The sequence below is a fragment of the Alkalihalobacterium sp. APHAB7 genome (genome assembly GCF_048323755.1).
Classification (GTDB): domain Bacteria; phylum Bacillota; class Bacilli; order Bacillales; family Bacillaceae_F; genus Alkalihalobacterium.
Map to the genome: position 1 here is coordinate 1 of NZ_JBLWFS010000054.1, position 4,377 is coordinate 4,377.

At 41.1% G+C, this 4,377-nt stretch carries 4 protein-coding genes; 2 read left to right on the forward strand and 2 right to left on the reverse strand.

All coding sequences use genetic code 11. The annotated features are described in order from the left end of the window. Positions 1–215: 215 nt before the first annotated feature. Entirely contained in the window at positions 216–1,100 is an 885-nt protein-coding gene (locus ACNSTQ_RS22750; protein ID WP_418202032.1) for a metallophosphoesterase family protein, read from the reverse strand. Positions 1,101–1,517: 417 nt separating this feature from the next. On the opposite strand from ACNSTQ_RS22750, the gene ACNSTQ_RS22755 reads away from it, so the two are divergent. Together ACNSTQ_RS22755 and ACNSTQ_RS22760 are read left to right on the forward strand one after the other, a co-directional pair. Continuing rightward, entirely contained in the window at positions 1,518–3,167 is a 1,650-nt protein-coding gene (locus tag ACNSTQ_RS22755; RefSeq protein ID WP_418202033.1) for an FAD-binding dehydrogenase, read from the forward strand. A 686-nt stretch (positions 3,168–3,853) separates the two neighbouring features. Further along, on the forward strand, positions 3,854–4,129 hold the full coding sequence (locus ACNSTQ_RS22760) for a spore coat protein (protein ID WP_418202034.1): 276 nt from the start codon (positions 3,854–3,856) through the stop codon (positions 4,127–4,129). A 160-nt stretch (positions 4,130–4,289) separates the two neighbouring features. Here ACNSTQ_RS22760 and ACNSTQ_RS22765 read toward each other — a convergent pair. Continuing rightward, the coding region (locus tag ACNSTQ_RS22765) for an IS3 family transposase (protein WP_418201429.1) at positions 4,290–4,377 on the reverse strand (88 nt) is incomplete at its 5' end.

Sequence of the window (4,377 nt, forward strand, 5' to 3'; positions counted from 1 at the left end):
GTGGCAAGAGGTATTTTTTGAGGATAATAAGAGGGGACAATTCCCTCTACCTGCTTACACTGAAATGAAAACCTATGGATATAAAAGAAAACGCGAGGACGTGTCCGAAATAAGGGGGCCTAGACGAAACCGACAATAAAACGATTGCAGGGGCTATCTTCATCACCGAGAAACACCGATGCAGCTCTCTTTTTCTTATAAATGAGCGTTATCAGTCACCAATTATAAGGATAATGCAAAATGCGTTCCGCAACGTCCATTTCTTTACGTGTATTAAACGTGAGAACTGAATATTTTCCGACAAAGCCAACCCCAGCTGGCAAATGATAGCTCGGCATATTTGGAAAAAAATCATCTTGATACTGAATGGACGTCGGATGGTTATGTCCAGAAATATCATAGATAACTAGATGAGGGTCGCGCGAACAACTAGCATCGATGATTTGTTTTAGCTTACGTTTTTGTTCGTCTGTAAAATGAAGGCAAGGACCGTGATGTGTAGCTATTAAAACTATATCTGTATCTCTATTTTCGTTTAACTCAAACTCGATCCAGTCGAAGGCTTCCTTTTTAAAGAAACCAGGTCCGACTGTTGCACGCTCTCCATTTTCATCGTAGGCCGTTTCTGCCATGATCACTTTTAACCTGACCGCACCGTTATCGACGACAAAACTTTGATTAAATTTACTTCCAGCAATCTCTTTTCTCATTTGCACTTCCGGAAATAGCCGATATAGGTCCTTATCTGTGCGGCTTTCTCCAAATTCATGGTTGCCGCAAATTCGTTCTTTTCTAATGTTGGGACCGATCGCATTCCACAGGTCATTAAACTGGTCGAAGTCAGAATGGTAGCGATCTACAATGTCCCCAAGATGAAGGACAAGTTCCGGTTGGTAAGCATTCATTTCGTTAACCAGATCCACAAAGTGGCGCATATGACTATGGGCTTTGTAAAAATATTTATCTTTGAACACAGCATCCAATTCCTTTGGCTTCCCATCTACTTCTGTTTTAAAATGCGTGTCGGTCATGACCCAGACGTGTAGGAAGTTTGGGTCTTTTCTTATGGCATGGTTTGTTAAGTCATTCGGGTAGTACATATGGAAAATTTCTCCTCATCACTGTTTTATATAAAGCAAAAGTAATATGGGGGAGGACCCCTACATCCTAATCCTAAAATCCTAAGTTATTGAAGCATTCGTTATAAATAATATATTGAAAGCTTTATTTATTGTGAGTTGTGAGGACCAGTATATTCCTATAAAAACAGACTGTAATAGTGATAAACAGAAAAACACCTATTTTCACGTGAATTTAGTAGAAGTCAACAATATGTGCAGAATTACCCTGATGAAACTTTACTTGATTTATTATTCTAATAATATAAATATTCAGTCTATTCATTGACGACCTTTAATACTCAAAGATATAATCTATAAAAGAGAAATAATTTCATTTTCTTAAAATATTTTACATAAGCTAGTTTTAGAGATTAGAAGCTGAATGGGGGTTGTTTTATGGGGTATGATGCGATTGTAATTGGAGCTGGTCTGGCAGGTTTGGTAGCGACTGCCGAAATTGCCGATACTGGTAAGAAGGTGTTGTTATTGGATCAGGAGCCTGAAGCATCGATGGGTGGACAAGCGTACTGGTCTTTTGGCGGATTGTTCTTAGTCGATTCACCTGAGCAAAGAAGGCTAGGGATAAAAGATTCCAAAGAATTAGCTTGGCAAGACTGGCTTGGGGCAGCGGGTTTTGATCGAGAGGATGATGAAGACTACTGGGGGAAGAAATGGTCCGAGGCGTACGTTGACTTTGCATCTGGTGAAAAACGCACTTGGCTTTATAACATGGGGGTTCGCTTTTTTCCTGTAGTCGGTTGGGCCGAAAGAGGAGGAGGTCTTGCTGACGGTCACGGGAACTCGGTCCCTCGCTTTCATATCGTGTGGGGAACAGGGCCGGGAATTGTCGCTCCGTTTGAGAAAAGAGTTCGTGAACATATCAAAAATGGTTTAGTAGAATACCTTCCTCGCCACCGTGTCGATCAACTTCTAACTGATGACGGTGCGATTGTTGGTGTTAGCGGCTCGGTTCTTGCACCAAGTTCAGCTGCAAGAGGGGAAGATAGTAATCGCGACATTGTTGGAAACTTCGAGTATCGAGGACAGGCCGTACTAGTGTCTAGTGGAGGAATTGGGGCTAATCATGACCTTATTCGTAAAAACTGGCCAGAACGATTAGGGGAACCTCCGAAACAAATGATTTCAGGTGTACCAGCTCATGTCGATGGACGCATGCTCAGTATCACAGAAGAAGCCGGCGGGCGAATTGTGAACCGAGACCGAATGTGGCATTACACGGAAGGAATAAAAAATTGGAGCCCGATCTGGACAAAGCACGGCATAAGGATCTTACCAGGTCCATCTTCCATTTGGCTTGACGCCAATGGTAAGCGTTTTCAAGCGCCAAATTTCCCTGGCTTTGATACGATGGCTACCCTTGAAGCGATTAAGAAAACGGGACATGATTACACTTGGTTTATCCTGACACAAAAGATCATTGAAAAAGAATTTGCGCTGTCGGGATCCGAACAAAACCCCGATTTGACTGGAAAAAGCATTCGGAAGGTACTAGGAAGGGCATTGCCTGGACCATCAGGGCCTGTTCAAGCTTTTATGGACAAAGGGGAAGACTTCATTATTGCCGATAACTTGAAGGATTTAGTAAACGGAATGAATAAGCTGACGGGCGAAAACTTACTAGACTATGAAGACGTTGAAAGGCAAATTAAAGCGAGAGATAATGAAATAGATAATAAATTTACCAAAGACCTTCAAGTCACGGCTTTACGCGGAGCACGAAACTATATCGGTGATAAACTGATCCGAGTAGCACCGCCACATAAAATTCTAGACCCGAAAAATGGCCCGTTGATTGCGGTGCGCTTGAACATTCTGAGCCGCAAAACCCTTGGCGGATTACAAACCGATCTTTCCGGGCAAGTTCTAAATGAGGCGGGAGAAAAAATTCCAGGACTGTATGCAGCAGGAGAAGCTTCAGGATTCGGTGGTGGCGGCGTCCATGGATACCGTGCCTTAGAAGGGACATTTGTTGGCGGTTGTCTTTTCACCGGCCGTGTAGCAGGTCGTGCGATGGCGAAAAACTAAATTAAGAGGCTCTAGTTTTATACCATACAAGTAAAAGGGTTATTAAATAGTAACTAGAAGGTACACTGTCGCAACTTTTAAGATTGGATAGAAGATATATTATGTATGAATGATTTATTTATTGAAACTCTAGAGTTGGGTGTTGAAGCCTCAACTCTTTTTTTCTGTATATTTCTATTTTTTCTTTTAAAATTAGAGCAACGCTTTTTCCTTTTACCTGACTATCAACTATACGCTTGTCTGTCATCATGAATATTTTGTAATGAGGAGGTGAGTGGAAGTGTCAAATAAGAGAAAAAAGAAAGAACGTTGCTGTTGTTTGACTCCAACTTTAAAATTAAAATCCTGTCCATTTCCAAAGATTAAAAAAATCCCAGTAAGAGACGTACCAGACAACTGCCAGATAGTTTGTGTAGGTTTATTTTGTGTTTTAGTTTGCTTCGCGAACGACGAATAATGTTATTAGAGCTTGGGCGTAGCTGTTGGCGCTCAAGTATACATATTACTACTTTTGCCAAAATCCTATCCTTATAATACTTAGAAATGAATAGTCAAGATTAGCTAACCTGCTCTCAAATTCCGCATCTATCCTAAAAAATTTTTAAAAGCAAGATGAATACCCAAGAACTTTTATCTCAAAAGCATACGCTCTATTATAAACGTCTATAAAACGAAAGTGGGGAGAGATGAAAGTGAATACTCATGCTTCAAGTTACAATACGTTTAATCCAACAGATCAAAGATTTGTAGGAGGCTTTGGTTTTGGTCCTGGATTCGGTATCGGGCGTCCAGGGTTCGGATTTGGTCCTGGGTTCGGTATTGGTCGTCCAGGCTTTGGATTCGGTCCTGGGTTTGGTTTTGGTTTTCCATTCTTAACAGGCTTAGCTGCTGGTGCACTATTAGCACCTGGTTTCTTTTATCCACCATATCCGCCTTATCCGTACCCGTATTATTGTTGTTAAGAATTAATAGCAAAACAAAACAAAACGCAGCACTTTCAATTGGAGTGCTGCTTTGTTTGTTATAGGAACAGGTAATTTTCGTTCATATAGGGAGCGCACAAAAAAGAGGTGCACTCACATGTAAAAGGTACCCTTTGTAAAGGACATTTTTAAAAAAGGCTTAGGCCACCTTTAAAAGGTGATTTCTGTATTGCACAGGAGTCATCTTTTTTAGGTTCCATTGATATCTAGTATGGTTATAATGGCGG